Source organism: Microcoleus sp. MON1_C5, from assembly GCF_036701875.1.
Taxonomy (GTDB): domain Bacteria; phylum Cyanobacteriota; class Cyanobacteriia; order Cyanobacteriales; family Microcoleaceae; genus Microcoleus.
In genome coordinates, this window is sequence record NZ_JAUBRN010000075.1 from 1 (window position 1) to 26,779 (window position 26,779).

Consider the following 26,779-nt stretch of genomic DNA (forward strand, 5'->3'; position numbering starts at 1 on the left):
TTTAAGTCGGGAAGTTTTTCCATTCCTTTATCTAATGTCTATCTCGTCTTCTTGTCAAGGGGGTTGAGCAATTACAAAAGAATTATCGTCAGATTGAGCGCATTGTTTGAGGAGAGGTAAGGTTTCCGGGTCATCTTTCCACCCCCGTGCTATTTCTTGGACTGCTGTTTGTCGCACAAGCCAATCATCGTCAGATTGAGCCAGTTGTTTGAGGAGAGGTAAGGTTTCCGGGTCATCTTTCCACCCCCGTGCTATTTCTTCGACTGCTGCACGTCGCACAGGCAAATCATCGTCAGATTGAACCAGTTGTTTTAGCCAAGGTAAGGTTTCGGCGCCATCTTTCCAAGTAAAGGCGATCGCACTTACTGCTTGAGTGCGAATTTTCGCCACTAGATGTGCCTCTTGTTCATGAGGCTTATAATAGTAATTGAGGTCGTACTTCGTTAACTCTTTTAAGCGTTCAAGCAATTGACCCTCAACCGTAGCAATCTCTTTTCTCTCCCTTACCTCATCCAAACACTTCGCCGCCAAAAACAGATTGCTGAAGTTTTTGGCTTCCCCATCCTGTTCAATCAAAAACTCAATCAATTTCCCGGTAAACTTTCCAGCAATCAATCCCGCAATTAAGCACAAAACTTCCTGCCAAGATTCATCATCCCAGTGCGTGTCAAAAATCTCTATTTTCAACTTTTCTAAAGAAAGTTTCTGGGTTTTTTCAAATCGATATACAACCTCCGATGCACAGAAATATTCCAAAAAAGTTCGATGCACAAACCCATAAGTATCCGCACCCAAAAAACATAAAATAAAGTTGCGAGTTCGCAGTTGGTTAATTATCAACCTTGCCCGCTCTTTCGGTCGATCGAAATCTTTATTCTTCAGATATGCTGTGAGGGTATTTTCCAAATCTTCCGCACTAATAATATTGCCAGCCAACCCTTCAGGTGCTGCTTGCATTTTGTAAGCGACTCGCCGCAGCATTTCTTGCTTATCTTTAGCATCAATAGTTTTCGGATCGAGCCTGCTATCCTCTACTAAAGACCTTTCCACATCCCATTGATAAAGCAATACCCGCGAAGCTTGATTGTAAAGTTCCGCCCTGTCTCTCGGCAATTCTTGCCCGCGATTTAAAATCGCCATAATCGTTAACAATAACGGATTACCCGCTAAATCTCGAATCGTTGATGAATACGCTAATGCTCTTTTCATGCGCTCACTAATCCGCGCCTTTTCCCCAGCATCAGTAAAAGTTAATTCGTGCCAGCGGCGAACAAAATCCTGAATTTGTTCCGCATTCAAATCTTGGAGAATAAAGTGATGAAACCCTGCATCTTGCAACCGTTGAGGTTTGTAACCAATAATCCGAGACGTGACAATCACTCGCACGCCGGGATACTCATTGGTAAACCGATGAATCGCCGTAATTACATCTTCTCGTTTTCCGGGATCGAAAATTTCATCTAACCCGTCGAACATCACCACAGCCTCGCCTGCTTTAAGCTGTTCCTGCAATTGATGCTGATTCAAGTGACAAATTGAACCGGGACTTTGATGGAAAAATTCGAGAAAATTCTTGCAATGTCCTGATTCCCCACTGCGAATGTAAGTCCGCAATTCTATTAGCAGGGGAATCGGCTGAGATGTCACGCTATTTAAGGGCGAGATCGCCCAGGTTAATGCTAAATATTGTAACAGAGTAGACTTGCCAGAACCCGGGTCGCCTAAAATAACAATGTAGGGATACTTTTGCTTGTCATTGATAACATCTAACACCGATACGATCGGCTGAGAAAAATAACCGCGCCGATATTTCTCTAAATTTTCTAGATCGATCGCGTCTAATTGATTGCTGTCTTGCAGCCGCCTTTGATGTTCTTTAGGAATTTCGTAAGCTTGGGGCAGAAATGATTCGTAAATCGATCGCACATCTTGGAAAATAAAGATTTGCCAAACCTTCAGTTTTTCCCGATAATCGTATGTATTGGGATCGACGCTGCTTAAATTGAGATTGCTGTAACGCTCGCACAGAGATTCTTGATATTGCCTCAAGTCAAAATCGGGAATTATCCCCGCCGTTTCTTGAGTATTTTTCTGAATGCTATCCAGATTTTGAGCCTCCAAAATATCTCGCAAGTCTTTTGAGTCAAAGAGAATTTCTTGAACTTCCACGAGATACTGGTCAGCGATGGTTTGCCACTTAAATTTTGGCGGCAAAGAAGTTAAATTTAGTTGACTCCAGGTTTGTTCGAGAATTTTTGCATCGAGAGATTCGCGATCGCTCTCAAAAGCCTTGCCCAAAATTTCCTTAACGGATTTGTTATTGATAAACTGTTTACCATCTTTAATATACAGCTTAATTTCCTCTGGGGGAAGTCGGCAAAATTTCAACTGCTGTTCCACCAAACCCAAAAACTTTTTGAGGGCTTTGCCCGCTGCGACTTGTCGGGGGTCTTTTTCGCCAAATAAGACGTTTTTCAGGGAATCTTTAAAAAAATCTTTAGCAAAATCCTTCGCGCCGTCTTTGACTAAATCTTCTAAGATGGGTTTAACGAGAATGCCTACTGCTTCCGTTGCTCCCCAGACTACCAGCCACTCGATCATAAAGCTAGCCCGAGAATTAATTTATGGTTATAATATAGCAATTATCAAGGATTTATGAAATTCAAAAAACTGTAGGTTAATCACCCGTGGTTGCCCCGATAGGTTAAGGTAGTATCAGTTTTCTATCGCTGCGCTGCGATTAGCCCCGCTCCCCCCTGATTGTGGCCCTCTACTACCCCTTAAAAATCGGGAAGAGCATCAAAGTTCCGCTTTTTTACAGGGATTTACGGGAGTTCGACTCGGCTATAACGAGCGATCGACAATTAGGTCTTTCCTTCTTGGTAGCGCTCTCAAAAGAGTAAAATTTTTATATTTTTTTTGTCGTTCGCTTGTGTTATACTTTAATAATGGGAGTGTGAGCAATTTTATATTAACGCACAGATTTCTATTATTTAATAATACCTGGTTAAGGGCAAAAAGTAAAGTAGTTGACCCCAAAAAAAACAAAAAATTTTTGAGATATCATTAAGAAAAGTAAAGCGTAAAATTGGTAAGTTGGCGATAAAAAGGTACAGACAATTATGACATACGACTACGACTTGTTTGTGATAGGTGCGGGTTCCGGCGGATTGGCGAGTTCCAAGCGAGCAGCATCCTACGGCGCAAAAGTGGCGATCGCCGAAAATGACTTAGTAGGCGGAACCTGCGTAATTCGCGGCTGTGTCCCCAAAAAACTCATGGTGTACGCCTCAACATTTTCGCACCTTTACGAAGATGCGGTGGGCTACGGTTGGAGTCCAGTAGAAAGCAGCTTCGATTGGGAAAAACTCATCACCACAGTAGATACAGAAGTGCGGCGGCTGAGCAAACTGCACATCAGCTTCCTCGAAAAAGCCGGAGTCGAATTAATCTCAGGATACGCCAAATTTATTGATCCCCATACCGTCGAAGTTGGTGACAAAAAATTTACCGCAGCCAAAATCTTAATTGCAGTCGGCGGAGAAGCGAGAAGAGTCCCAATTCCCGGCATCGAACACGCGATTACCTCCCGCGAAATCTTCCTGCAAAAAGAGCAGCCAAAACGGTTAGCGATTTGGGGTGGCGGCTACATCGGCGTCGAATTTGCTTGCATTATGAACGGGTTGGGAAGCAAAGTAAGTCAAATCATCCGCAGCGAGTTGATTTTGAAGGACTTTGACACAGATATTCGCACCAACGTGCAAGAAGGAATGATTAATCACGGAATAGAAATTTTGACAGAAAGCTCGATAAACCACATAGAGAAAACCCCAGAAGGCTTAAAATTAACTTTGTCAGGAACATCCGAAGGAACGCTCATAGTAGACGCGCTGTTGTGCGCCACCGGGCGCTTGCCGAATTTGGAAAAGTTGGCTTTAGAAAATGCGGGAGTAGAAATCGATAAAGGTTCGATCGCAGTTACCAAAGACAGCCGCACCAGTCAGCCGCACATTTTTGCAGTGGGAGATTGCAGCAACCGCATCAATTTAACGCCAATTGCGATCGCCGAAGGACGCGCTTTTGCAGATACTCAATTTGGCCACAATCCCAAAGCAATCAATTACGAAAATGTGCCGTCAGCGGTATTTTCCCAGCCGGAAGCGGGTACAGTCGGCTTAACAGAAAGCCAAGCCAGGGCTAAATTTGGCGATTCAATTAAGTGCTACACAGCCAAGTTTCGGCCGATGTTTCACGCCTTGACAGGTGCAGACGAGAAAACTTTTGTCAAGTTAATCGTTGAGACTAATACTGACAGAGTTTTGGGCGTGCACATGGTGGGTAAAGACGCGGGCGAGATTATTCAAGGAATGGCGATCGCTGTTAATATGGGAGCTACGAAGAAAGACTTCGACGCGACTATTGGCATTCACCCATCGACTGCTGAAGAGTTTGTTACTTTGCGGTAAACCGGGGGAAGCAGCCAGGGGTTTAAACCCCTGGCTAATAGCTAAAGTCGGTTAAAACCGACTCAAGAAAACTATTTTGAAGAACAGGCAGGATGCCTGTTCCACACAAAAATTTAATTTTCTGGTTGTGGGGTGGGCGTCCCGCCCGCCCAAAAATACAATTTAGATACAAAACAGCTTATTAATGAGTAATTCAACCAAACAAAACAAAATTTTAGCATTCTATCTCGGTCAGCAGCCTGATTCACAAGGTCGGGCGATCGAGGATATGTGGTCGTGGGATTACCAGAAGCTGGAATCCGTGCACAATTACATTCAATGGCTGTTTCCGCTGAGAGAAAAGAGCCGCTTTAATTCCAGTGCTCCTACTTTAAATGATGAGGTAATTCAAGCTTTTAGAACAAGTGAAGAGTTGAGAAATCGCTTAGTCAAATCTCTAAAAGTCATGCTGGCGTTTTACGGGCTGGAATGCCGCGAAGGGGAAAACGCAGAAATTGTAATTGCCAAATCCGACGAATATTTGTCAAGAAAAAGAGAGTGGATTGAACCATTTAATCACAACTATCTGCGGCTGACTAGGATTCTCACAAGTTTGACAAATTTGGGATTGAAGAATTATGCTTTGGCTCTTTTCAGGTGTTTGGATGAGATCTATAATGAAAATAAAGAAAGTATTGGTTTAAAAACTTATACATATTGGAAAAATGCTGTAAATAGTTAAATCGGGACAAGCCAATCAGCGGGACAGTAACCGAACGCTACGAACACAATAAATAATGGATAAAGCAATTACAGAAAATCCCTCTCAGTCGGGCAGAGAAATTTATCAAAGGATTTCCAACAACATTCAAAAAGTGGTGAAAGGGCAATCAGCAGCAATCAGGAAATTGCTGTCAGCCTTTGTGAGTGGCGGGCACGTCCTCCTAGAAGATTATCCCGGTACAGGTAAAACTACCCTCGCTAAAGCCCTAGCCTTATCTGTAGATGTCAGCTTTAAACGCATTCAATTTACACCTGACCTTTTGCCATCCGATATCTTGGGCATATCCATGCTCGACCCCAATCAACGCACGTTCCATTTCCACGAAGGCCCAATTTTTGCTAATATTATCTTGGCTGACGAAATCAATCGGTCATCACCGCGAACCCAATCCGCCCTCCTAGAAGCAATGGCAGAATTTCAAGTCAGCATTGACGGAAATTTGCACAAACTTAAAGACCCATTTTTTGTCATTGCTACTCAAAATCCAGTAGAATCTCGTGGCACTTATCCACTTCCTGAAGCCCAAATGGATCGCTTTGCAGTTCAATTTAGTCTAGGATACATCTCGCCAGAAGACGAAGTTAACCTGCTCGGAGACCAAATCCATCAACATCCTATTGATACACTTCAAACCTGCGTTAATTTAGAGGATTTAATTAGCTTAAAACAGCAGGTAAAGCAAATTAGAATTAGTGAAGAATTGAAACGTTACCTCGTAGATATCGTGAATGCAACTCGCTCAGCCGAAGGCGTACAATTAGGGGCGAGTCCCAGAGCTTCCATAGCTTTAATGAAAGTTGCTCAAGCATTAGCTTTCTTCGATGGCTATGAGTTTGTTACGCCAGAACATATTCAAGAACAGGCGGTATCAGTCATCGCTCATCGCCTAGTAATGGAACCTCAAGCGCGTTTTTCAGGTAGAATGGCCCCAGGTGTTGTTGAAGAAATTATCAAATCTATTCCTGTACCCGCCTAAAAAATGAAACGTGTTTTTTACGCTATTTTTCGCTTCGGTGCGCGTGTAAATCGATCGCGAAAGAAGCGATTGACCAACAATGGGTTAGCAGTGCTTAGCTGCACGCTTTTAGCGGGGGTTTTAGGATTAGATACTAATCAGACCCTGACCTATCAAATCTTTACTTTCCTGTTATCAATTATAGGAATAGCCATAATTTTCAGTAAATTTTTTCGCTTCCGCTTCAACGCAGTACGATTCTTGCCAAAGTTTGCAACTGTTGGAGTTACTTTAAAATACCGTATTCTCATTCATAACAAAACTAGCCAGAGTCAAAACAACCTGAAATTGGGGGAAAATTTTGCCGACACCTGCCCAAGTTTTCAAGAATTTACAGAAACACCTGAACCAGGTGAAGAACAGCGCACTTCAGTGGATAAATACTTCGGCTATTATCGTTGGCTGTGGCTAATTTCTAGAAAACAATGCGCCACAGCTAAAGCCATAGAATTGCCTCCTCTCCTACCCAATAGCAAAACAGAAGTGGTATGTGAAATTACGCCGTCCTACAGAGGTGTTATCCGCCTGACAGGTCTAACAGTTACTAGGTCAGATCCTTTTGGGATTTGGAATGCTTGTAAAACAATTTCCTTGCCCCAATCTATCTTAATTTTACCCAAACTCTATCATTTACCACCAATTCAGCTTCCTGGCTCAAGAAGATATCAATCAGGTGGCGTAACATTAGCTTCATCCGTAGGAGATTCCGAGGAATTTAGGTCTCTGCGGGATTATCGACCGGGAGATTCGCTACGCCAAATTCACTGGAAAAGCTGGGCAAAAGCAGGTAAGCCAATTGTCAAAGAAGAACAGGATGAATTTTTTGTGAGGCACGCCTTAATTTTGGATACATTTCACAGTGTAAAATATAGTGAAATTTTAGAAGAGGCAATCTCAATTGCTGCTTCATTATCCTATGAAGTTCAGACTCAAGAATCCTTATTGGATTTGATGTTCGTCGTTCAAGAAGCTTATTGTTTTACCTTTGGCAGAGGGCTGAACTCTACTGAAAAAATGCTAGAAATTCTCGCCTCGGTTGGTGCCTGTCAGGATAAAGGTTTTGACTCGCTTACCTCAGTTTTGATGGAAAAAATCTCTCTGCTAAGTGGTTGTATTTGTATATTTTTGTGTTGGGACGAACCTAGAAAAACATTAGTAAATTATCTGAGAAGTCGCGGTATCCATACATTGGTTTTAATTTTAACAGAGCGAGAAGCTCAATTAGATAGCTTAAATTTAGAGTTGATTAAAGATGACTTAACAAGCTGCCATATTTTAAAGCTAGGTCAAATACAAGAGGAGTTAATGAAATTATGAAAATGCCAGTGTTTCTTTTGGGTGCTAGTGTAATTTTTTGGGGCTGGCAGACGGAACTATGGTTTTTTGCTTTGCCAATTGCTCTGATTTTAGAGGCAGCTAACTGGTTGCCTTATCGGTGGGATTTTTCAGCTAGTGATTTTAGGCGCATTGCTAATTTCTGCCTGATTTTTTTGTGCTGTTTGCTGGTTTATCTCCTGGTCACCAACCGCTCTATTTACTTGATATATAATTTGTTGCAGTGGCTTCCTGGTGTATTCTTTCCACTGGTAGCTGCTCAGGTATATTCTGTCAAGGAAAGTCTGGATCTACGCCTAATGTTTTTGTGGCTAAACAAAGCCACAAAAAAAGCACCACTTAACCCCTTGATGGTGAATCTAAATTCTCCATATTTTATCTGTTGTCTGCTATCCGCTAGTGCGGCGAACAGTAGAGATATCTCTTTTTATGCTGGGATATTTGCCTTAACCGCTATTGCTTTGTGGTCTGTGAGAACGAAAAATTTTTCATTTATTCTCTGGCTTAGTCTGATGTTAATTGCGGGCAGTATAGGATTTATAGGACAGATGGGTCTGCACCAACTTCACCTAGCAGTAGAACAGCAAGCAATCTCATGGCTTAGTCAGGGGAACTCTCAAGAAACAGATTTTTTGAAAAAACAAACGAACATCGGGTCAGTGGGATCATTAAAACAGTCAAATGAAATTATTTTTAGAGTTGCTCCTGAAGCTAAACAGACTCCTCCCCGACTCCTAAGAGAAGCAACTTATAATCGCTACAACTCTTCACTTTGGCTGGCCTTAAATCCTAACTTTGTTCCCGTACAACCAAAGATTAATGGCACAACTTGGGATGTAGGGGACCCACTACCCAATCCATCAACGATTACTATTTCGGCTACACTCCCAGGCAACCAAGGTTTATTAAAGCTGCCAGATGGAACTTTTCAAATTGACGCATTGCCTGTCAGTCAGATGGAAAAAAATAAATATGGCACAATAAAAGTGGTGGGAAAAGTTGATATGCTGGCTTATCGAAGCTACTTTAATAATAATTTTTCTGTAGATAGCCCGCCTACAGAAGACGACCTGGAAATACCAAAATCCGAAATAGCTGCACTGAATAAAATCCTCAGTCAAATGGATACTCAAGGAAAGTCACCACCAGAAATTTTAGATAAAATAGAGTGGTTTTTCCTAAAAAATTTCGTTTATTCACTGAAGCTTAGGGGCAAAGATAATGATGCTACGCCTCTATCAACCTTTTTACTGGACACTCGCTCTGGACATTGTGAATATTTTGCTACCGCTGCCACACTTCTTCTGAGAAAACTGGGTATTCCAGCCCGTTATGCTGTTGGATATTCTGTTCACGAATTTAGTTCTTTGGAGAACCAATATATTGTAAGAAGTCGCCATGCTCATGCTTGGACTTTGGCTTATATCGCGGGAAAATGGCAAGCTTTTGATCCTACGCCTTCTGATTGGGAAAGCATGGAAGATGCTGCTGCTCCCCGATGGGCATTTATCTCTGATTTATGGTCGCTATTGAGTTACAAAATTGTGCTGGGGTTGCGATATTTATCAGGTAGCAATGGATTGAAGTATGGGGGAGTCATCCTGCTGGCCTTACTATTTTTTTGGAGGGGGAATCCTAATTTTAAGAAAACTGTACGCCTGTTATCTAACAAACAAAGATGGCTAAAAGCTATTTCTAACAAAGATTCGGTGAGTCCGAAATCGGAATTTTATTTAATCGAACAGGCGTTAAATGAGTCGGGATTGATTCGCTCTCCTGCCGAGTCTTTAAAAAATTGGATCGAGAGGTTAAAAAAAGAAAAACCGGAATTATATTGTCTCGAAGAGTTAGCATTGTTGATTGAGATTCATTATTGCGATCGCTTCGATCCAAAAGGAATTCAAGACGCACAAAAAGCTGAATTTAAATTGGCAATTCAATCCTGGATCGAGCAATATCGCAGGCAGGCGATCGCCTCAAACTCTCAGGTTAATAAAGGCGGTAAGTCTACTATAGCTTTTCTCAGGTAGGTGAGGTACAGATTGAGATTTTAAATTGGGGGATTGAGGACTTTTTAATTGATTCGTAAATTCCCCAATTATTCAATTATTCAATCTAAACTTGTACCTCCCTTAACTGAGAACCGCTATATATACCTTTTCTAAATCACTTGTACAAGACCGTCTGTTATGAGACAAGTCACAATTGCTTTATGCCTACTTAAGAGAACAGCCTTATCAGGGTACTTATACAATTAATCTATCCTCCGACCAAGGCATTGGTCGAACAGCAAGAGTGGAAACTAGCTCATAATCCACTTGTGTGTACGCGGTAGGCTTAAAAAGGGGGACGGAAGAGAAGATTCTTGTCCCCCCGCAACGATTCGGGGATCGCTGGGGCGATCGCGTCTTAATCGCTAGACAAAAGACTCGCACTACATTTGAGGTTAAGTTGACACCAATGAGCATTGTCATGTCCCTACCCGCTGAGCAGATTTTTACTGGTTTTACTTGTGACTAGGCGCTTAGCGAAAGTAACGCTTCTGGGGCCAGTCAGAGCGTCCATTTTCTCAACCAAGGCTCGGACTCTGGATCTGGGTTCCCAGGCTTTACACCTCGGAACCCGTTAATTACAGGAAAAATCAAGCCACGGCAGTGCCGTTTCCCTATCTGCCGCCTCGTCGAAAAAAAATTTTAAATCCTTTGAACCTTTTTTGCGATCGTCCTGTCTAAACACTTCAGATAACGAACTGGTGGGGGAGACTTCACAGGTGTTAGGTGTGCCAGCCAATGTTTTAATCGATGACTGTTCCGACTCGGACTTAGTTGCTCAATGTTTAAAGGGCGATCGTACTTGCTTTCGCTACCTTTACCAACGCTACCAACACAAAGTCAGGTCAACCCTTTACCAACTCTGCGGCCCGTCACTTCTTGACGATTTAGCACAAGAAGTATTTCTGCGAGTGTGGAAAGGATTGCCCAAACTCAAGCACCAGGAAAACTTTTCTACTTGGCTTTATCGAATCACTTGGAATGTGGCTTCCGACCAAAGACAAGCATTTGCTAAACAGCATTCTTTTGACTCCCAACTTAAAAATCAAGAAGTAATGGATGGGATTATTATCAAAGATAACACATCCGACTTGATGCAGTTGCACTATCAAGATTTAGTGCAGCGGGGACTGGATCAATTGAGCTTTGAACACCGCAGCGTTTTGGTGCTGCACGACCTAGAAGACATCCCGCAAAAAGAAGTAGCCCTAATTTTGGGACTGCCGGCGGGTACTGTCAAATCTCGCGTGTTTTATGCCCGAAATTCTCTGCGGCAATTTTTGCAAAAAGAAGGTGTCAGCGAGCTATGAATAACCCAAGCAGCGACCAAGAGTTAGTAAATTTCTTGAAGCAACATCGCCCAAGTCTTCCTGAAGCTGCACCAGATTTAGAGCTAAAAATTTTAGCAGCAATAGAAAATAATCAGGCGAGCCTTGTTAATGAGACCCACCGGGAAAAAACGCGAGTAACTGCGTCACCTAAGTCTAATGACAGGTTAAAAATATCATCTGTTTCTAAGTGGGCTGTGTCGTCTGCGATTGCTGCTGGTCTGCTAGTTCTTTGGTCGGGCTACCGTCCGTTTGAGACTGCACAATTGCCCGATAAGGAAACAGCTCAATTAGAAGCATTTTTAGTCACTAACTGGGAGGGTGTACTGCATGATTCTAGCGAAAAAAATATGACCGATCGCTCGCAAACAGACTGGTTGACTTTCAGCCAGAGTGCTGACAGCGAAACGCAAACAAATAACTAATCTCAAAGAGGTAATTTTCATGTCAATTCGTCGTATATCTGCCCTAGCCGTTTTAATGCTGACTCTCGGTAGCACAGCCGCAGCAATAGCAGTTCCCAATCCCCTAGAACCGGAAACAATTGCACAAAACCAGCGTCCCAATCGACCCGCTGGCAGGGAAGGTGGGATGTTCGAGAAACTTAATTTAAGCGCCGAGCAAAAGCAGCAAATGCAGGCAGTTCGCGATCGCTACAAAGACCAAGTTTCCCAGCGGATGCAAGCAGTTCGCCAAGCCAGACAAGAATTGGAAACGATGATGTCCGGCACGGCAAATGCTAGCGAAATGCGCGAAAAACACCGTCAAATAATCGGATTGAGGCAGCAGTTGGAAGAGGTGCAATTTGAAAGTACACTCGCAATGCGAGAATTGCTCACAGCCGAACAGCGCAGCCAATTAGCTCAAATGATACAGCAGCGCCGACAAACTGCTAAAAACAGGATGCAAAACGGTCAAAAACCGCAGTAAGTGACGAGTAGTTTTGAGTGAATCGCAGAGTGCCCAGTACGCACTCTGCGATTCATTGTAAGCAGGTAGAAATCCATAAAAGCAGGCATCGATAAACGAAGCTTTTCTGTAATCAATGCGATTGCTTTATCTCTTCGATAAAGCAGTCTAAAAGCGAAGCAAGTTTCAAGTTTAGGAGTGCTTGAGTTTGTTATAAACACTCTAAAAGCACAGAAGTCAACTCGCTACGAATCCTTGAACTATTCGGAATATCCGTATATATTTTATTTGATGGAGTATCTTAAGTTTTTTAGTTAATAAGTCATATTACGTTAAAATAATTAGTTGGGAAGTCTCATAATTTTTTCTGGATGAATCTACAGAACGAGTATAATTACATTTATTTACACGGATTTGCTTCAAGTCCCGATTCCCTTAAGGCAAAATATTTCCGAGACCGCTTTTCCGATCTAGGGATTGACCTAAAAACTCCCGATCTCAATCAAAACGATTTTTCGGGGCTCACTCTCACCCGCCAATTAAACCAAATAGAAACAGACTTTTTGCCAACCGAAGCCTCTCAATCTCCCACAGAAAAAGTAAAAAATATCGGGGGAATCACCATCATTGGGTCGAGTTTTGGGGGACTGACAGCGGCTTGGTTGGCCCAGCGACAATTGTCAGTAAAGCAAATAGTTTTGTTAGCACCGGCTTTTGACTTTATCTCCCACTGGCTGCCGCTGTTGGGACAGCAACAGTTAGAAAAGTGGCAGTCGGAGAAATATCTGCCCGTTTATCACTACGGCGAACAGCGTTATCTGCCACTGAATTATCAGTTTTTGGCAGATATGGCTCAATACCCTGAACAAAAATTAATGCGTTCCGTCCCTACGTTAATTCTTCACGGCAAGCATGATACAATAATACCGATTCAAGCTAGCAGAGATTTTGCCGCTAACCGTCCCTGGGTGCAATTAATCGAATTAGAAGACGATCATTCTTTGGGAAACGTCCTAGCCGAAATTTGGGAAGCGATTCAAAAGTTTTGCCAATTCAAAAATTAAAATTTGACCAACTTGCAAGTCTTAACAATCAAATGACTCAACAAGATCGATCGACTCGCACCTTAGCCGTTGACATTGGCGGAAGTGGCATCAAAGTTATGGTTTTGGATCATGAAGGCCAACCCCAAACGGAACGCAGCCGTTTAGAAACGCCTCAACCACCGAAACCGGAACCCGTACTAGAGGCGATCGCCTCTTTAGCCAGCGGACAAGGGGAATTTGACCGAGTATCCGTCGGTTTCCCAGGCGTCGTGCGTCTAGGCGTCATCAAAACCGCAGTGAATTTAGATCCGTCTTGGATAGAGTTTGACCTAGAAACTACCCTCAAAGATCGCTTGGGAAAACCTGTGCGAGTGGCTAACGATGCCGATATTCAAGGATTGGGAGCAATTGCCGGGACGGGGGTAGAATTAGTAATTACCCTTGGCACCGGTTTCGGTTCTGCCTTATTTGTCGATGGTATCTTGGTGCCAAATCTAGAATTAGGACATCACCCGTTTCGCAAAGGGGAAACTTACGAACAGCAATTAGGACGAGCGGCATTAGATGCAGTCGGTTCCAAAAGATGGAATCGCCGTCTGGAAAAAGCGCTCACCTCTCTGCAACATCTCTTTAACTGCGATCGCATTTACATCGGCGGTGGCAATACTAAAAAGATTGTTTTTGAGTTACCGCCGCAGGTGAAAATAGTACCGAATGTCAGCGGTTTATTGGGCGGGATTGCTTTGTGGCGCGATTGAATCAAGTGTGTGGCAAAAATGCCCATAAATATCAAATCAAAGAAACCGAGTTTTTGGCCCGGATTAAAGGCAATAATCCAGTTTTTTCCTAAAAAACCCGGTTTCTCAATCGAGGACAGTTGATGTTGTTTTTGGCTGGTGCGATATCCGTTTTAAAAAATTATTCGCCCATCGGATCGCGGTAGCGTTTGGGTTCATCCTTGCGAAACAGATTCGCCAAACCGAGGATTCCCAACAAACCCAAAGCGCCCCAATGATTGTTGTCTTCCTTGCTTTCTTGAAGGGGAGTTCTGTCTAGAACAACTCCATTAGAATCACTATTGTTCTGTGCCGGAGCTGACTGCGTTTGAGCTGAGGCAGGCATCGCTGAAGGGAGAACAGCCAAACTCAAAGCTATGAGGGTAGCGGCGGCATTTTTAGATATATCGGACGGATTGACTTTCATACTCGGTTTCCAAATATCAGCAGTTACTTTATCAGAATAATCAATTGGCCGCAGCAGACGCATCAATCGAGCGACAGAAACTAAATCCCCTCTCTCCTCTTGCTTTCGATAGAGAAAAGGCTATATCCTAAGTTTAGACGCCTTTGATACAGCATAAGTAAGTCGGCATTAGGCAAAAATTTCAGCAGCGAGGTAAAAAACAAAAATTTTTGCATTCGTAATTTTTCTTGACTTGTGCCTTCTGCCTTGCCTTGTAAGCTGACAATCTAAATCAAAAGTTTAAAATCATACCATGCTTCCATTTATCCGAAAAGACTTAGCCGAACTTACCGCATACACTCCCCATCCGGGGGGCGCGTCAGGAGAATCAGCGCACTCGGAAAGTGTACTCGATCGCCTCGATACTAACGAATGCCCCTACGACTTGCCAGAGGAATTAAAAAAAAAGCTAGCTTGGATTTACCAGCAGTTAATTGAGACAAATCGCTATCCCGACGGAGGCCACGCAGCCCTCAAAGAGGATCTCGCCGAATATGTCAATGAATCCCTAAATGTCCCCGCCCTTAACAAGGCGGGGCTAGGGGGGGTTACACTGCCCACAACCGCCATTACAGCCGACAATATTTCTGTGGGCAACGGTTCCGACGAACTAATTAGATCCATCTTAATAGCTACTTGTTTAGGCGGTACCGGCTCTATTTTCGTTGCGAATCCTACCTTTTCGATGTATGGAATAATCGCCCAAACCCTCGGCATTCCCGTTGTGAGTGTTCAGCGAAAAGAGGAGAATTTTGAAATCGATATCGAGGCGGCTAAAAAGGCGATCGCCCAAAATCAACATCCCCCCGTGCGCGCCGTCTTTGTCGTTCATCCCAATTCTCCCACAGCCAATGCTTTGACACCAGATGAAATAGAATGGTTGTCAAATTTACCTGAAGAGATATTAGTAGTAATTGACGAAGCCTATTTTGAATTCAGCCAAAATACTTTAGCAGACCAATTGCACCATCACCCGAATTGGATAATTTTACGCACATTTTCCAAAGCATTTCGATTAGCGTCAATGAGAGTCGGATATGCGATCGCCCATCCCGAACTCACAGCCACCTTAGAAAAAATCCGTCTCCCCTACAACCTTCCCAGTTTCTCGCAAACTGCCGCCGAGTTAGCCTTAGCGCAGCGGCAGTTATTGCTGGCAACCATTCCCGAAACTCTATCAGAAAGAGCAAAATTAATTGCAGCGCTAACTCAGCATCAAAAATTGCAAGTTTGGCAGAGTGCGGCTAACTTCGTTTACCTGCGGGTGAAAGCCGGCGAGGGCGAATCTGCCGAACAGGAACACAAACAAATCATGCAGCAGCTAAAAGAGGGTGGTACTTTAATTAGGCATACTGGAGGAGGTTTGCGAATTACGGTGGGCAGTCCGGAGGAAAATCAGCGAACAGTCGATCGAATCGCAGCGATTTTAGATTAAAATTAATATCCACCGTTGCTCAATACAATGCTAATAATGAACTCTGTAGAACTATTCAGCGGAGCAGGAGGCTTAGCAATAGGCGTATCAAAAGCAGGCTTTTGTCACAAAGCAGTTATCGAGCTGGACAAAAATGCCTGCGAGACAATTCGAGAAAATCAGCGGCGGGGTGTAAAAGCGATTTCAAACTGGTCTGTTATTGAGACAGATATCGCTAAATTCGATTTTACATCCTTAGAACTCAAAGAGGGCGTAGACCTCCTAACTGGAGGGCCGCCGTGTCAGCCTTTTTCTGTAGGAGGAAAACACTGCGGGAGTGAGGACGATCGAAATATGTTTCCGCACTTTTTTCGGGCCGTGCGAGAACTCAAACCCAAGGCATTTGTTATCGAAAATGTTAAAGGTTTATTGCGTTCCTCCTTCACTAAATATTTTGAGTATATTGTCCTACAACTCACTTATCCCGAAGTTGTACAAAGACTGGAGGAGGATTGGCCCCATCACCTGTCCCGGTTAGAACAGCATCATACCGCCGGTCGCGGTGACGGACTATCATACCGTGTAGTGTTTCGCTTACTCAACGCGGCAGACTACGGCATTCCCCAAAAGCGCGAAAGGGTTTTTATTGTAGGTTTTCGATCGGATTTAGGATTAGAGTGGTCTTTTCCTGAACCGACTTGTTCTCAGGAAGCCTTGCATTGGGAGCAATGGGTGACTGGCAATTATTGGGAGCGCAATCAAATATCTAAAAGTGATCGTCCAGACATACCTAGCAAGCTTTCCTCGCGCATATTCAATCTTCAGTTCAACTTGTTTCCACCTCAAAAACAGCCTTGGCGCACTGTGCGGGATGCCATTTCGGACTTACCACAAGAAGGCAATAATGAAAGCCAAAACAGCGTACTAAATCACATTTTTATACCAGGAGCCAGAAAGTATCCAGGCCATACGGGCAGCTTGTTAGATGAACCAGCTAAAACTTTAAAAGCAGGAGTTCACGGGGTACCTGGAGGAGAAAATATGTTAGTTGATCCCACAGGACAGGTGCGTTACTTTACGCTTCGCGAAGCTGCTAGACTGCAAACTTTCCCTGACGAATACTTTTTTCCTCACAGTTGGACAGAAACTATGAAGCAGTTGGGGAATGCTGTACCAGTCGCTTTGGCAGAAGTTATTGCCTCTAGCATTAGATCGCGGCTGGAGACAGTTACAACAGCGAGAGTGTAGTCAATGAATTTGAGATTTTAGATTTGAGAATTTACTCCATGCTCGAAGTATTTAGAGTCCCGCCAGATTTACAAGAAAACTTAATTGCTTTCTGTGGCAGGCAAAATTGTTATAATCTTCAGGAACTGGATCGTTTCAGGGAGGATTTGATCCAATATTGCGGAGCATATTTGCTTTACTACCAGGGCGACTTCTCAATGTATAACCTTATTAAACAGGCAAACTTGAGTAAGTGCTGTCTGCCAATCTATGTAGGTAAAGCAGCTCCGGGCGGTCGTCGGACGGGGCGTACAACTATTGGCAACACTCTTTACGGACGCTTGTCAGAGCATAGAAAATCTATCGAAGCTGTAGACAATCTAAAAATAGAGGATTTTGCCTTCAAAGTCGCGCCGATGGAAATCGATTTAGTTTCATGGGGAGAAGCAGTGTTGATCCGTCACTTCAGCCCTGTTTGGAATAGAGAAATATCGGGATTCGGGATACATGACCCTGGCAGTGGGCGAGCAGGGCAAAAACGTTCTGTATGGGATAGATTGCACCTGGGTCGCACTTTTGCCACCAAGCTTCCTGTAGGGAATACTCCGCTCGATATTGATGCTTTGTCGGTTAGTATAACACAGCATTGTCAGCGGATGATAGAAGAGTTAGGGTGTCCTTAATTTGGCATCTGATTCGATAGTTTGCAGCCACAAGCTAGAATTAGGAAATAGATAAAATATTTTCATACTCGATCGTTTCCTTGCCGTGCCGCCCGAATGGTTTGGGGAAATACGCCTACTAAAAGTGCCAAAGCTTCATCGGGAATTTGTGCCACCGTTTCCGAATCCAAATATTGTTCAAACTGAGTTAAAACCATTTGTGCGCGTTCCAAAGCAGCAGGCTTTGCCGTTAACTGTTCCATTAACCGCACCCACTGCCGTCGAATTCCAAAAGCTTTCTGTATTTCTTCGGGAGATTGAGGGCAAACCAAACAAAAATCGCCCACGGGAATCGCCTGCTGAGAGTCAACCTCAAAAGCGCCCCCAACGGCAGCCCCAGGCCCGGCAAACTCCGCGTGGAAACGTTTAATCAAAATTAGGCCGTTCCGGCGACGGCTATCTACCATCAACAGCTTACCGCTGTTGATTTCTGCGAGAATGTCAGAGGAGTGGGGGTGTTCTGTCAAATCTGTGCCAAGGTTTCGATGTCGCAAGTCCGGGCCAGCAGAAAGGCCGGCGCGGACAATATAATTAGAGGTAAGATTAGAGCTGGATGAAGTATCAATTTTTTTCTCATCCCGCTGCGGATCGAGATTATTCATTTAAAGTTATAAATTAATACTGTCACAAGGTGGTAGTTTGAGCGCGATCGAATATCAAATGCAGGTAGAACAAGCAGTAGACACGCTGAAAGCGGATCTCCCGACGCTGTTTGAGAAAGACATCTCCTACGACATCTACACAAAAGATGTTTATTTTCAAGACCCTGTTAACAAATTTAAAGGAAAAATCAACTATCGCATTATCTTTTGGACTCTGCGATTTCACGGGCAGCTATTCTTTAACGAGATTTACTTCGACCTGCACGACGTAGGTCAGACAGCCCATGATACTATTGTGGCAAATTGGACTGTTCGCGGGACACTGCGGGTTCCCTGGAAAGCTCGGATTTTTTTTAACGGCTACTCTACTTATAAATTGGATAAAGACGGCTTAATTTACGAACATATTGACACCTGGGACAGAGAGCCCGGAGAGATTTTAAAGCAGTTTTTCCGCAAGGGGGAGGAGGCGATCCCAGGATAAGCCAAAAAGGTCGATCGCGCCGAGCCATCAGGGGCGGCAACCCAAATAACTTATAATGAGGAAAATAATCATCATCCCTCCGATTCATTTTCTGCTATTTGTAAATTGCTAAAATGATCGTCGCTCCAGATTTATTTTCTGCTATTTGCACTCCTGAAAAACATCATGCCAGATATTGTCGAGACTGCCACCAATGCCGGCTCTTTCAAAACCCTCGTGACTGTTATTGAAGCGGCTGGTTTGTTAGATTTATTGCAAAGTCCGGGCCCCTACACCGTCTTAGCACCAACTGACGAGGCATTTGCCAAAATTCCTACGAACACTATTACGTCTTGGCTGGAAGACATACCCAAGCTCAAGAAAATTCTGACTTATCACATTCTGTTTGGCGAGGTACTAACTGAGAATTTGCTTGAGTTAAGTTCTGCTGAAACAGTGGAAGGTTCTGTGGTGGGAATTGATACTTCTGACGGCATTAAAGTGAATGATGCTAAAGTTCTCACTTCAGATATTCTTGCCGACAATGGCGTCATTCATATCATTGAGTCGGTGCTACTACCAGCAATGGTTGCAGGAGAATAAAAGTTGTGTTTTCGCTGATAAATTTCGGGTGCGCTAGGCGCACCTGATGCCTCTAATAAATTCTAATAAATTTAGAATAGGCGGGGCAAATCACCGATAAATGTAGGCGCGCACCTTACACCGATAAATGTCGGGCGCGCACCTTACTGCTATAAATGTAGGCCTACGGGGAGCAGATTACCCTACATTTTAAACTAATTATCCGAACCTAAAATCAAGCCAGAGCGTGCCGGCAGCATCAATTCTAACTGCCGAGTTTCCCCGTCACCTTTCCAAACAAACTCGCCTTTTCCATACAGCAATTTATCGTGAGGAGATTTCAAATTAGCTGGTTCAAAGCTAATATTAGCTGCTTCGGTCGCGACATTGACAGCAACAACTATTTCCTCATCCCCCAAAATTCGGGCAAAAACGTAAACCGGTCCCTCAGCAAAAAGAATTTGGTACGATCCAGTACGGAGGGCAGCGTATTTGTGCCGCAAAGCTATCAACTGCTTGTGATAATCTAAAACCTCAAGTTCCCAGTCAGCTTCTAAGGGAAAACCGCGACGAGAATCGGGATCGAGAGCACCGGGCAAACCAACTTCATCGCCGTAGTAAATGCTAGGAGCTCCAGGAAAAGTTAACAGCAGCAAATTAGCGAGTTCGACGCTAGCTTTATCGCCTCCAGCAATTGACAGCAACCTAGCTGTATCGTGACTGGCTAACAAGTTGAGTTGAGTTAGCTGTATTTCCCAAGGATATAATTCCAAAACGTGCTGAATTTTGTCGCCGTACTCTTTAGCCAAAAGTGCCGGATAGGGGTAATAAGAACGACCTTCCAGTTGAGCTAAATCTACCCTGTCGCCCGCTGCAAAAGCAATAGTCGGCGCAGCAAAAAGATAATTCATCACCCCGTCAAACTGAGTACCGTCGAGCCATTCTCTCGCATCTTCCCAAACTTCCCCGACAATGTAAGCTTCGGGATTAATTGCTTTAACTCGTTCTCGAAATTCCTGCCAAAATCCCGGGGTTTTAATTTCAAAAGGAACGTCCAGCCGCCAGCCGTCAATGCCGAATTTAATCCAGTATTCGGCGATTTCCATGATGTATTCTCGCACTTCTGGATTGTCGTGATTGAATACAGGAAGGGCTCGATTCCCGTCCCAACCGGCATAGTTAGCAGGAAAATTGCCGTCGTAGGCAGATAGCGGCCAGCCTTCTATTTTAAACCAATCCAACCAAGGAGAATGGGGGCCGTTTTCGAGGATGTCGTGAAAGAAGAAAAAGCCGCGGCTGGCGTGGTTGAATACGCCGTCGAGGACAACTTTGATGTTGCGATCGTGGGCGGCGTCTAGAAGCTCTTTAAAAGCCGGATTGCCGCCCAACATCGGATCGACTTGATAGTAGTCGTGGGTGTGGTAGCGGTGATTGCTGGCCGACTGAAATATGGGGGTGAAATAAATTGCGTTAATGCCTAAGTCTTGCAAGTAGTCTAGCTGTTCCATCACGCCCCACAAGTCGCCGCCTTTGTAGCCTTGCAAGGTGGGGATTTCGTGCCATTCTTCCCACATGAAGTTTTGCAGGAGGCGTTTGCGGGGCTGTTTGCTTTTGGCGAAGCGATCGGGAAATATTTGGTAGAATACCGCGTGTTTAACCCAGTCAGGCGTTTGAATTTGCATACATTTTTTCTAGCTTTTAGGGGTTAGGCTACAGTAGCAGAGGTTTGTAGGGGATCTAGCTTTTGGTAGAGAATAGACATTTTATCCAATTTTGTCGATCGACAAATTGTAAAATATTACACAAATTTGCAGTCAATCTAAGGTTGAAAACTGACTCTACCTAGAAATTTCTCGTCCCGGCGCGCGACGCTTCCTGACTGCTGTGGAGTCCGAAAAACTCACACAACAGGAACGCCAGCAAAAAGAACGGGATAAAACCCAAGCCAAAAGCGCGCTTTGGGCCCAAACAGAGCGCGCTTTGTGCGTGACACGGCACGATCGACCAGCCTTTGAACAACAACAACAGCGCCATGCTCCAGGATGAAGAAATGGCGAGAACGGGGAATTAACCCAGAAAACTTGTAATTAAAAGCCCAAACCCCGAACCTTATTCTTTTGTTAAACAGCCCTTATTTATTGAGGGGTATTTCAACTCACAACTCAAAACTTTTTCAAATACCCATTATTTCTTGATGAGTATTTTAACTCACAACTCAAAACTCATAATTCCAGTCCCGGACGCACTCCAACTCTCCTAAACTGGGTTTTTTAACTCTTATTGAGGGTTGGAAGAAGTATTTGGATTAAAAAAACCCCCTTTCTGCGTAACCGACTCAACTCATAACTCATAACTCAAAACTTCCTTGCTCCCCCCCCTTGTCAAGAAGCCCTCACCATCCGACACTGTACTTGGAGAGTTAATTGACCCTAGGGAGAAAGTTCCTTGAAAAAAGTCTTAGCCATCATCCTCGGTGGCGGTGTAGGCACCCGCCTTTACCCCCTAACCAAACTGCGAGCCAAACCCGCAGTTCCCCTCGCAGGCAAATATCGCCTCATCGATATTCCTGTCAGCAACTGCATCAACTCGGAAATAGTCAAAATTTACGTCCTCACGCAATTCAACTCGGCATCCCTCAACCGTCACATCTCTCGCACCTACCAGTTTTCCGGCTTCACCGAGGGATTTGTCGAGGTACTCGCCGCCCAGCAAACTCAGGAAAACCCCAACTGGTTTCAAGGGACAGCCGACGCAGTTCGCCAATATCTCTCGCTGCTAGAACAGTGGGACGTTGACGAATACTTGATTCTTTCGGGCGACCACCTCTACCGCATGGACTACCAGAAGTTTGTGCAGAGACACCGCGAAACCAACGCCGATATCACCCTCTCGGTTTTGCCAATGGACGAGAAGCGTGCCTCGGATTTTGGTTTGATGAAAATCGACGGCAACGGTCGCATTGTTTCTTTCAGCGAAAAGCCAAAAGGCGATGCGCTCAAACAAATGCAGGTGGATACTACTAAACTGGGACTGACAGCGCAGCAGGCTCAGGAAAGTCCTTACATTGCTTCGATGGGGATTTACGTCTTCAAAAAAGAAGTTCTGATTAAACTCCTGAAAGAATCTCCAAACCAAACTGATTTTGGTAAAGAGATTATTCCGAATTCGGCAAAAGAACACAACCTTCAAGCTTATTTGTTTGACGATTACTGGGAAGATATCGGAACCATTGAGGCTTTTTACGACGCTAACATGGCTCTGACAAAACAGCCTCAGCCGCCTTTCAGTTTCTACGATGAAAATGCGCCGATTTACACTCGCCCGCGTTTCTTGCCGCCGACAAAGCTTTTAGATACTCACGTGACTGAATCGATTATTGCTGAAGGCTGCATTCTCAAACAGTGCCGGATCGACCATTCTGTGTTGGGAGTTCGATCGCGCATTGAAGCTGGATGTACGATTCAAGACACTCTGGTCATGGGTGCTGACTTCTACGAACCCGACGCCGAACGGCATTCGAGTTTGGACAACGGCGGCGTCGCCCTCGGTATCGGTGCAGATACTACAATTCGCCGCGCGATTGTGGATAAAAATGCCCGCATCGGCCGCAATGTTCAATTAATTAATAAAGACGGAGTGGAAGAAGCCAACCGCGAAAACCAAGGTTTTTACATCCGCAGCGGCATTATCGTAGTCCTGAAAAATGCCACGATTCCTGATGGAACTATCATTTAGTTATTAGTCATTAGTCATTAGTCGTCAGTCATTAGTTTTTTAAGTTAAAATCTGTTACCTCTCAGCCAGTGACTGATGATAAATAAGTAAATTAGTGACAGATCACCAATGACCGATGACTGATGACTGATGACAAAATTCATTCTTTTTTTTGTTGATTATTTATTCCAACCGCTGAGGCGAGGTTGTCGAAATACTTGGCTTTATTCAAAGGCTAGTGCATTATTAATAAGCGACAGTCTCTGTTACTGTCTGCCGTGATACAGATATGTCCGGTCGCCTGCGTCTGGCGAATAGCTTCTGATTCTTGTATTTTCGGTCGTAGCACGACTGACAAATGCGCTGCCCGTTTCTGAGTACAACACAACTCTCGGAACTATCTTTCCAATCGTCGCAGCAGCCGCAAGGCCAACTTAGCAAATAATTCATAATGTTAGCACCCTGGTAGCGTTAAAAGCTTATTGTTCTACTATCCTATCTTAATGTTTTATAAAAGTGTGTGATGTAGCTAACAGACAGGGGGAAAATTATGTTATATTACTTTGACTTAAATCTCTTCAGAGGTTTAAAAATAAAATTCTCTAGCACGGATCTGGCGTGAATAAAAAATATCTAGAAATTTTGTGTAATAACGGCGCAATTTAGGGTATTATATAGTCACAATTCAGAAACCAGATTTGACCGGACTTGCAGATGAAAACCTGTTAAGATTTGGATTGGGTGATAAAGCTCATATCGAGAAGTTCGTAGGCGTAAGCCGGGGCGTAGCCATCGCACCGCGCCCCGAAAAAAAAGAGCAAAAAAAAATCGCTCGTCCGCGCCAGTCAACCCTCCTGGACTCGCGCCCGCAACAGCAGCAGCTTTCCCCGCCTCACCTTAACCGGGCTGCAGCCTCCGGAACCCCCTTTGCCTCATAACTCCCCAAAAGTTTTCGCCGCAGGATTTTTACCGTCTCAAAGCTCACAGGTATAGCAACGGCCTATAGGGTAAGGACGTTCTTAATTAATGAAAGCATTGTTTTTGCTGTCGAATGCCAAAAGCATTTCTAGAGGCGGCTGCTCCGGCTCCCTTCAGCACGAGAGAGCCGAATGCTATAAAATCTTAAACAGCAGGGGAGTGCGGAAATTGCGATCGAACGCCAAGCAACAACCGAACTCGATCGAGTCCAAACCTTTGATAACCTATAATTTGAATGAGATGCCGCAGGCACTTCGGCTCCTGGCATTATACTAATGCGCCATCCTGCGGCTAATTTGGGATTTATTCTTTCTAACAACTAACAACTAACAAATAACAACTAATAAAGAGGGGATTGCTTAATGGCTGCAACAGATTTTAAAGACTATTACGCTATTTTGGGACTCAACAAAACTGCCACTTCTGACGAAATTAAAAAAACTTTCCGCAAACTAGCCCGCAAATATCACCCGGACATGAACCCCGGCAACAAAGAAGCGGAAGCTCGTTTTAAAGAAGTAAACGAAGCTTACGAAGTGCTCTCAGACCCTGAAAAACGCAAAAAATACGACCAATACGGTCAATACTGGAAGCAAGCTGCCACAACTCCAGGCGGATGGCCCGGCGGGGGCACTACGAATGTAGACTTTGGCGGGGTTGACTTCAGCGAGTACGGCAGTTTTGACGAATTTATCAATGCCTTGCTAGGCCGTGCAGGTAGTAATCCGGGTAGTGGCCGCAACGCCAAGTGGAATTACAGTAACTACCGCACCAGCAGCGGCGGGCCCGCAGGTTTTGGCGGATTTGAAGATTTCGCGGGGTACGAAAACCGCAGCGCAGGAACCTCTCTCGACACCGAGGTCGCCATTTCCCTGACTCTGGGGGAAGCATTTCGGGGAACTTCTAAGCGAGTCGCCACGGGCGAAGTTTCGATTCCAGCAGGAGTGAAAACCGGCAGCAAAATTAGGATAAAAGGCAAAGGTCAAGTTGACCCGTACACGAAGCAGCAGGGAGATTTGTACCTAAAATTAGAAGTTTTGCCTCATGCTTTCTTCCAGTTTGAGGGAGAAAATTTGGTCTGCGAAGTACCGATAACTCCAGACGAAGCGGTGTTGGGAGCTTCAATTGAAGTGCCGGTGCCTGAAGGTACGATCACTGTGAAAGTTCCAGCCGGGATTCGTTCGGGTCAGTCTTTGCGGTTGCGGGGCAAAGGATGGCCGAAACCCAAGAAAAACGAGCGGACTGATTTGTTGGTAAAAATTGCGATCGTGCCGCCGAAAGAACTTACCTCTCTCGAACGCGAGTCCTACGAGAAAATCCAAGCAAATCGTACTTTTAATCCTCGCAGTAATCTCAATCAGATGATGCTTTGAAAAAGCCTGCATTTCTCGGACGCAAATAAGATTCTTTCTTCAGTATTTCCTCGGGACACAGCATTGTTGTGTCCCTACTGTATGCAAGCGCGATCTCATTTGAAAAAAACCCTGTTAATAAATCAACTTTTCTTCGCCCGTAATTGGCAGTTTCCAACCTTCTCAAGACTCTTCACTAGCTCTTAGCTGAGTAGGTTGACTACCTTGTTTGAGGTTGATGGTAATTTTTTTAGCTCCTTTGTTCTCCAGATCTCGGATGTAGCCGGTCGATCTGTCAGAAGCTTCCTCTCTGCTGTCATAGGGCCCAAAGCAGTAGGTACGCTTTGGCGAATCTGTATCAACTTCTACCCACCATTCGTCGCGTCGAGTGCTGCTAGCAGGTTGAGCTAGCATCCAAACAGCCGTGAAAAACATACCCAACATAGAGATTTCAAACATATTTACCTCTGGGAATACTTAAGTAGTTTTTAGTATTCTCAATTTATCAAGGCAACGCGATCGCTCGGCTCGTCCTCAGTGCTGATTTAGCCCCGATTATTTTTGGTCGTTAATGCTGGCTAAAATCTGCATTTTGGTGGAGAAGATGCCACCTTTTAAGCCAGCACTACAAATACAAAGTCCGCAGAGTAAGGACTAAGACAAGATCGTGCTTAATATTATTGTTGAGGCTTGAGGTAATTGAAAACTCAAACAAAACTGAGGCACTCTTGACGCTCAGAAACCGGGTTATTTAACATATACCCCTCGTGATAGACGGAGTATTTTAGTCAAAAAACCCGGTTTCTGGCGTCTGCACTATCAAAATTCTTAAGCCGCGATACCCTCTGAAAATTCACTATCGCAAATCGTGAGTTCCGAAGGCTGACACCGTTTGATGCGGATGCTAACTCTTTTGGCTCCCTCGCTTTCGAGGTCTTCGACGTAGCCCGGAATATTGCTGGAGGCTTCTTTGTCGGTGTCGAAGGGGCCAAAATAGTAGGTACAGTGAGGCAAATCTGTGACAATTTCTACCCACCATTTCTCGGACCTGCGGGTGCTTGGTCCAGCAAACACGGACAAGACTGCGATGTAGATACAAAATAAATAAAATCCGAACATTTTTCCTCTTTTGGGGTTATTTATTTTCTATAGGACTTACGCCCCCGCGACTCTCATCAACCGGGTTGTTCCAATCCTGGCGATCGCCCTTTACCAGAGAAGTTAGTCCTTCAAACCCGGTTTCTGGGTTGAGGACGCTCTAACTTTATCAAGGTAATTTATGCGATCGCATCAACCTGAGTGCTGATTTTGAGCCGAGAATAGAATCCCAGTGAATCAACTATTTTTCATTTAAATTTAAGCTTGAGGGTGCGCTAGGAGTGGTCACCCCACAACAGTTTAAGTACGCAGTAGTTGATTAATTAAATGCGCGACAACTTTGTTCTGTAAATACGCCGGAAATAGAATTTCTTGGCTAGATGAGTTATGAAATCTATAGCAACCGCCAAGGCGGTTAGGGCGTAAACTGAGAATAGTCTCTTTTGTTGCGGAGCGATCGCACCCAAAATGC

General features: G+C 44.3%; 24 protein-coding genes. 18 read left to right on the top strand and 6 right to left on the bottom strand.

Translation table 11 applies throughout. The features are described from left to right. Window positions 1-54: 54 nt before the first annotated feature. Complete coding sequence (locus QUA71_RS25560; protein ID WP_333289375.1) at window positions 55-2,601, bottom strand: HEAT repeat domain-containing protein; 2,547 nt, start codon at window positions 2,599-2,601, stop codon at window positions 55-57. Between the two features lie 521 nt (window positions 2,602-3,122). Here QUA71_RS25560 and gor point away from each other — a divergent pair. The 10 genes from gor to QUA71_RS25610 all read left to right on the top strand — a co-directional run bounded on the left by gor (window position 3,123) and on the right by QUA71_RS25610 (window position 13,671). Continuing rightward, on the top strand, window positions 3,123-4,466 hold the full coding sequence (gene gor, locus QUA71_RS25565; RefSeq protein WP_333289377.1) for a glutathione-disulfide reductase: 1,344 nt from the start codon (window positions 3,123-3,125) through the stop codon (window positions 4,464-4,466). A gap of 184 nt (window positions 4,467-4,650) precedes the next feature. Next, window positions 4,651-5,187, top strand: a complete 537-nt coding sequence (locus QUA71_RS25570; RefSeq protein ID WP_333289378.1) for an opioid growth factor receptor-related protein — start codon at window positions 4,651-4,653, stop codon at window positions 5,185-5,187. Between the two features lie 55 nt (window positions 5,188-5,242). After that, window positions 5,243-6,205: a MoxR family ATPase gene (locus QUA71_RS25575; RefSeq protein ID WP_333289380.1), complete on the top strand. Its 963-nt coding sequence runs from the start codon at window positions 5,243-5,245 to the stop codon at window positions 6,203-6,205. A 3-nt stretch (window positions 6,206-6,208) separates the two neighbouring features. Beyond that, window positions 6,209-7,561 (top strand): DUF58 domain-containing protein, encoded by a 1,353-nt coding sequence (locus QUA71_RS25580; protein ID WP_333289382.1) that lies wholly within the window; start codon window positions 6,209-6,211, stop codon window positions 7,559-7,561. Window positions 7,562-7,668: 107 nt separating this feature from the next. After that, window positions 7,669-9,609 carry a transglutaminase domain-containing protein gene (locus QUA71_RS25585; RefSeq protein WP_333289384.1) on the top strand — a complete coding sequence of 647 codons (1,941 nt, stop codon included), beginning with the start codon at window positions 7,669-7,671 and terminating at the stop codon, window positions 9,607-9,609. Window positions 9,610-10,349: 740 nt separating this feature from the next. Beyond that, window positions 10,350-10,940 (top strand): sigma-70 family RNA polymerase sigma factor, encoded by a 591-nt coding sequence (locus QUA71_RS25590; protein ID WP_333289386.1) that lies wholly within the window; start codon window positions 10,350-10,352, stop codon window positions 10,938-10,940. Continuing rightward, window positions 10,937-11,383 (top strand): hypothetical protein, encoded by a 447-nt coding sequence (locus QUA71_RS25595; protein WP_333289388.1) that lies wholly within the window; start codon window positions 10,937-10,939, stop codon window positions 11,381-11,383. Before QUA71_RS25590 ends, QUA71_RS25595 begins: the two co-directional genes overlap by 4 nt. Before the next feature lie 19 nt (window positions 11,384-11,402). Next, window positions 11,403-11,888: a Spy/CpxP family protein refolding chaperone gene (locus tag QUA71_RS25600; RefSeq protein ID WP_333289390.1), complete on the top strand. Its 486-nt coding sequence runs from the start codon at window positions 11,403-11,405 to the stop codon at window positions 11,886-11,888. 350 nt (window positions 11,889-12,238) lie between these two features. After that, window positions 12,239-12,931: a YqiA/YcfP family alpha/beta fold hydrolase gene (locus tag QUA71_RS25605; RefSeq protein WP_333289392.1), complete on the top strand. Its 693-nt coding sequence runs from the start codon at window positions 12,239-12,241 to the stop codon at window positions 12,929-12,931. A 32-nt stretch (window positions 12,932-12,963) separates the two neighbouring features. Continuing rightward, window positions 12,964-13,671: an ROK family protein gene (locus tag QUA71_RS25610; protein WP_333289394.1), complete on the top strand. Its 708-nt coding sequence runs from the start codon at window positions 12,964-12,966 to the stop codon at window positions 13,669-13,671. Between the two features lie 160 nt (window positions 13,672-13,831). Here QUA71_RS25610 and QUA71_RS25615 read toward each other — a convergent pair whose 3' ends face one another. Next, on the bottom strand, window positions 13,832-14,116 hold the full coding sequence (locus QUA71_RS25615) for a WGxxGxxG family protein (RefSeq protein WP_333215498.1): 285 nt from the start codon (window positions 14,114-14,116) through the stop codon (window positions 13,832-13,834). 292 nt (window positions 14,117-14,408) lie between these two features. Between QUA71_RS25615 and QUA71_RS25620 the strand changes: the two genes are divergently transcribed. Genes QUA71_RS25620 through QUA71_RS25630 form a run of 3 tightly spaced genes read left to right on the top strand, consistent with a single transcriptional unit; the run spans window position 14,409 to window position 17,479 of the window. Further along, window positions 14,409-15,590: a histidinol-phosphate transaminase gene (locus QUA71_RS25620; protein WP_333289396.1), complete on the top strand. Its 1,182-nt coding sequence runs from the start codon at window positions 14,409-14,411 to the stop codon at window positions 15,588-15,590. Between the two features lie 36 nt (window positions 15,591-15,626). Continuing rightward, a complete protein-coding gene (locus QUA71_RS25625) occupies window positions 15,627-16,817 on the top strand; it encodes a DNA cytosine methyltransferase (protein WP_333289397.1) in 1,191 nt (396 codons plus the stop codon). A 38-nt stretch (window positions 16,818-16,855) separates the two neighbouring features. Then, window positions 16,856-17,479 carry an Eco29kI family restriction endonuclease gene (locus QUA71_RS25630; protein WP_190663820.1) on the top strand — a complete coding sequence of 208 codons (624 nt, stop codon included), beginning with the start codon at window positions 16,856-16,858 and terminating at the stop codon, window positions 17,477-17,479. Between the two features lie 62 nt (window positions 17,480-17,541). On the opposite strand, the gene QUA71_RS25635 is transcribed toward QUA71_RS25630, so the two are convergent. Beyond that, window positions 17,542-18,120 (bottom strand): hypothetical protein, encoded by a 579-nt coding sequence (locus QUA71_RS25635; protein ID WP_333289399.1) that lies wholly within the window; start codon window positions 18,118-18,120, stop codon window positions 17,542-17,544. A 58-nt stretch (window positions 18,121-18,178) separates the two neighbouring features. Between QUA71_RS25635 and QUA71_RS25640 the strand changes: the two genes are divergently transcribed. Together QUA71_RS25640 and QUA71_RS25645 are read left to right on the top strand one after the other, a co-directional pair. Continuing rightward, a complete protein-coding gene (locus QUA71_RS25640) occupies window positions 18,179-18,604 on the top strand; it encodes a DUF2358 domain-containing protein (RefSeq protein ID WP_190663837.1) in 426 nt (141 codons plus the stop codon). 165 nt (window positions 18,605-18,769) lie between these two features. Further along, window positions 18,770-19,186, top strand: coding sequence for a fasciclin domain-containing protein (locus QUA71_RS25645; RefSeq protein ID WP_333289401.1), 417 nt, complete (start codon window positions 18,770-18,772; stop codon window positions 19,184-19,186). A gap of 194 nt (window positions 19,187-19,380) precedes the next feature. On the opposite strand, the gene QUA71_RS25650 is transcribed toward QUA71_RS25645, so the two are convergent. Then, window positions 19,381-20,847 (bottom strand): glycoside hydrolase family 13 protein, encoded by a 1,467-nt coding sequence (locus QUA71_RS25650; protein ID WP_333289403.1) that lies wholly within the window; start codon window positions 20,845-20,847, stop codon window positions 19,381-19,383. A gap of 202 nt (window positions 20,848-21,049) precedes the next feature. On the opposite strand from QUA71_RS25650, the gene QUA71_RS25655 reads away from it, so the two are divergent. From QUA71_RS25655 to QUA71_RS25665, 3 genes are all read left to right on the top strand, one after another. Beyond that, window positions 21,050-21,211: a hypothetical protein gene (locus tag QUA71_RS25655; RefSeq protein ID WP_333289405.1), complete on the top strand. Its 162-nt coding sequence runs from the start codon at window positions 21,050-21,052 to the stop codon at window positions 21,209-21,211. Between the two features lie 399 nt (window positions 21,212-21,610). Beyond that, window positions 21,611-22,900, top strand: a complete 1,290-nt coding sequence (locus tag QUA71_RS25660; protein WP_333215482.1) for a glucose-1-phosphate adenylyltransferase — start codon at window positions 21,611-21,613, stop codon at window positions 22,898-22,900. A gap of 1,319 nt (window positions 22,901-24,219) precedes the next feature. Continuing rightward, the gene (locus tag QUA71_RS25665; RefSeq protein ID WP_333289407.1) at window positions 24,220-25,230 is read left to right on the top strand and encodes a J domain-containing protein; all 1,011 of its coding nucleotides are present in this window, start codon (window positions 24,220-24,222) and stop codon (window positions 25,228-25,230) included. 162 nt (window positions 25,231-25,392) lie between these two features. Here the strand turns inward: QUA71_RS25665 and QUA71_RS25670 are convergent, their stop codons facing one another. Beyond that, complete coding sequence (locus QUA71_RS25670; RefSeq protein WP_333289408.1) at window positions 25,393-25,668, bottom strand: DUF1816 domain-containing protein; 276 nt, start codon at window positions 25,666-25,668, stop codon at window positions 25,393-25,395. 369 nt (window positions 25,669-26,037) lie between these two features. Continuing rightward, the gene (locus tag QUA71_RS25675) at window positions 26,038-26,328 is read right to left on the bottom strand and encodes a DUF1816 domain-containing protein (RefSeq protein WP_333215474.1); all 291 of its coding nucleotides are present in this window, start codon (window positions 26,326-26,328) and stop codon (window positions 26,038-26,040) included. Window positions 26,329-26,779 lie beyond the last annotated feature (451 nt).

What these genes read in the sequence shown, in the direction of transcription:
- QUA71_RS25570 (WP_333289378.1), top strand. Translation starts at nt 4,651, where the DNA reads ATGAGTAATTCAACCAAACAAAACAAAATTTTAGCATTCTATCTCGGT.
- gor (WP_333289377.1), top strand. Translation starts at nt 3,123, where the DNA reads ATGACATACGACTACGACTTGTTTGTGATAGGTGCGGGTTCCGGCGGA.
- QUA71_RS25610 (WP_333289394.1), top strand. Translation starts at nt 12,964, where the DNA reads ATGACTCAACAAGATCGATCGACTCGCACCTTAGCCGTTGACATTGGC.
- QUA71_RS25605 (WP_333289392.1), top strand. Translation starts at nt 12,239, where the DNA reads ATGAATCTACAGAACGAGTATAATTACATTTATTTACACGGATTTGCT.
- QUA71_RS25615 (WP_333215498.1), bottom strand. Translation starts at nt 14,116, where the DNA reads ATGAAAGTCAATCCGTCCGATATATCTAAAAATGCCGCCGCTACCCTC.
- QUA71_RS25640 (WP_190663837.1), top strand. Translation starts at nt 18,179, where the DNA reads ATGCAGGTAGAACAAGCAGTAGACACGCTGAAAGCGGATCTCCCGACG.
- QUA71_RS25595 (WP_333289388.1), top strand. Translation starts at nt 10,937, where the DNA reads ATGAATAACCCAAGCAGCGACCAAGAGTTAGTAAATTTCTTGAAGCAA.
- QUA71_RS25560 (WP_333289375.1), bottom strand. Translation starts at nt 2,601, where the DNA reads ATGATCGAGTGGCTGGTAGTCTGGGGAGCAACGGAAGCAGTAGGCATT.
- QUA71_RS25580 (WP_333289382.1), top strand. Translation starts at nt 6,209, where the DNA reads ATGAAACGTGTTTTTTACGCTATTTTTCGCTTCGGTGCGCGTGTAAAT.
- QUA71_RS25635 (WP_333289399.1), bottom strand. Translation starts at nt 18,120, where the DNA reads ATGAATAATCTCGATCCGCAGCGGGATGAGAAAAAAATTGATACTTCA.
- QUA71_RS25620 (WP_333289396.1), top strand. Translation starts at nt 14,409, where the DNA reads ATGCTTCCATTTATCCGAAAAGACTTAGCCGAACTTACCGCATACACT.
- QUA71_RS25670 (WP_333289408.1), bottom strand. Translation starts at nt 25,668, where the DNA reads ATGTTTGAAATCTCTATGTTGGGTATGTTTTTCACGGCTGTTTGGATG.
- QUA71_RS25665 (WP_333289407.1), top strand. Translation starts at nt 24,220, where the DNA reads ATGGCTGCAACAGATTTTAAAGACTATTACGCTATTTTGGGACTCAAC.
- QUA71_RS25675 (WP_333215474.1), bottom strand. Translation starts at nt 26,328, where the DNA reads ATGTTCGGATTTTATTTATTTTGTATCTACATCGCAGTCTTGTCCGTG.
- QUA71_RS25650 (WP_333289403.1), bottom strand. Translation starts at nt 20,847, where the DNA reads ATGCAAATTCAAACGCCTGACTGGGTTAAACACGCGGTATTCTACCAA.
- QUA71_RS25600 (WP_333289390.1), top strand. Translation starts at nt 11,403, where the DNA reads ATGTCAATTCGTCGTATATCTGCCCTAGCCGTTTTAATGCTGACTCTC.
- QUA71_RS25630 (WP_190663820.1), top strand. Translation starts at nt 16,856, where the DNA reads ATGCTCGAAGTATTTAGAGTCCCGCCAGATTTACAAGAAAACTTAATT.
- QUA71_RS25625 (WP_333289397.1), top strand. Translation starts at nt 15,627, where the DNA reads ATGAACTCTGTAGAACTATTCAGCGGAGCAGGAGGCTTAGCAATAGGC.
- QUA71_RS25645 (WP_333289401.1), top strand. Translation starts at nt 18,770, where the DNA reads ATGCCAGATATTGTCGAGACTGCCACCAATGCCGGCTCTTTCAAAACC.
- QUA71_RS25575 (WP_333289380.1), top strand. Translation starts at nt 5,243, where the DNA reads ATGGATAAAGCAATTACAGAAAATCCCTCTCAGTCGGGCAGAGAAATT.